We start from the raw sequence: 1,596 nt of genomic DNA, 5'->3' as shown, positions 1-1,596 counted from the left end.
ATCGCATCGAACCGGCCGTAGTGTCGGGCGATCTCCCTGCGGATGGTGTCGGGGTAGGCCGACAGGTTCATGTGCTCCTGGGCGACCCTGATGACACTCGTGGGAGTACGGCGGGCGGAGATCAGGTTGAGCGCGGGCCTGGTGGTGACCAAGATGCCGTCACGCAGCTTGGCGCAGTAGTCCATGGCCGCCCATTCCACCCGCTCGGTGAAGTAGTCGGCCGCGAACTCGCCACGCGGCACGACCTTGCCGCGGACCCGGCGCCAGGCCCGGCGCCCCAGCGAGTCGGCCCTGCGCCCACCACGCTGGTCCACCAGCGTGGTGATCGTGATCCGCGGGTCCAGCGTGAACTGCGGCGTGTCGCGCCGCCGTACCACGCTGACCAGCTCCACCTCGTGCCCCGCTGCGGCCATCGCGTTCGCCTGGTTGACGATCGTGCGAATGGTGCCGCCCATGCCGTACGCGTGCAGCATGAGATAGCGGATCTTCATGAGAGGTACTCCCAGGTGCGGGAGATCGGCTTCAACGCCTCGGGGATCTCGTGCTCGGCGGGCAGCTTGCGGGCGGGCTGCACGGTGCCGGATCGGATCTTGTCACGCCAGTCGCCGAGCCCCTTCTCGATCACCGACTGCTTGCCGTACGAGAGCATCTCCGGTTCCCACTCCAGGTCCAGGAACGCGCAGATCTCGCGGGTGATGCGCTCCGGCTCGGCGCTGAGCTCCTCGTACCTGACGGTCAGGCCGGGCAGTGCCTTCCTGGCCCGCTGCACGGCCTTCATGTACCGCAGCGCGTCCAGCGCGGCCTCTTCCTGAGTGCGCCTGTCGGGGCTGGCCTCGTGCCAGGACGTGGCGATCGAGGCGGGGTGGCGCAGCAGGAAGATGAAGCGGGCGTCGGGCCAGCAGGCTGCGATGCGCTGGTAGGCGAAGGCGTTCGCAGGTGTCTTGTCCACGATGTACCGCTTGCCGCTGCGGACCAGCTCCCGGTGCAGGACGCGGTCCCACAGCAAGTGCTCGAGATCGGCCTGGTTGTGGCCGAGCGCCGCCATCGCCTTCGACGCCAGGTTCGTCTCGAAACTCACCTTCAGCCGTCGTACGTGCAGCTCATGGGGAGCGTGCAGGGCCGAATGGGCGTTCAGTATCGACCGCAGGAGCGTCGAGCCGGACCGCACGGGGGACAGGAGGAACACAGGGGCTTCGAGCAGCCGGTCGGTCAGCGGATCCGCGGGCGGTCTGACCTCGGGGACAGGAGGGGCCGATGGCTCTTTCCCCGCCCGTTCGATCTGGAATCCGGTGAACCTGACCAGCGCTTTGTTGACCTTACGCTGCCAGTTCATGCCGAGCGAGACTACCGTCAGTTCCTGGTAATTGCCTGGCAACAATACGACTTCCGCGGTCGGCATGGTGGGGGGCGCCGCGCCCTGCTTCCAGCTCCTCCTGTACGACGGCGGCCGCCGCGTGGCCGAGCGTCCCGGAGTCCAGAGGCGAGAACGTCGGCCACACCCCCACCTGAGCGGGCAAGGCGTTACTGGCCGGCCAGGCCGGTGTGGGCGACGCCGCGTACGATCTGCCGCTGGAACAGCACGAACACCACGAGCAG

At 67.9% G+C, this 1,596-nt stretch carries 1 protein-coding gene and 1 pseudogene; both read right to left on the bottom strand.

From position 1 onward, the window contains the following. Positions 1 to 491, bottom strand: a pseudogene (locus ACTWPT_RS59890) (glycosyltransferase family 4 protein); the annotation flags it as partial. Further along, complete coding sequence (locus ACTWPT_RS59885; RefSeq protein WP_443186458.1) at positions 488 to 1,333, bottom strand: sulfotransferase family protein; 846 nt, start codon at positions 1,331 to 1,333, stop codon at positions 488 to 490. The gene ACTWPT_RS59885 and the pseudogene ACTWPT_RS59890, both read right to left, overlap by 4 nt. Between the last annotated feature and the right edge of the window lie 263 nt (positions 1,334 to 1,596).

Origin of the sequence: Nonomuraea sp. 3N208, assembly GCF_052245935.1 — a bacterium.
Taxonomy (GTDB): Bacteria; Actinomycetota; Actinomycetes; order Streptosporangiales; family Streptosporangiaceae; genus Nonomuraea.
Note: the sequence above shows the minus strand (reverse complement) of the source record. Positions and strands in the feature narration are given on the sequence as shown.

Excerpts from the sequence above, each read along its gene's own strand:
- ACTWPT_RS59885 (WP_443186458.1), bottom strand. The coding sequence starts at position 1,333 with ATGAACTGGCAGCGTAAGGTCAACAAAGCGCTGGTCAGGTTCACCGGA.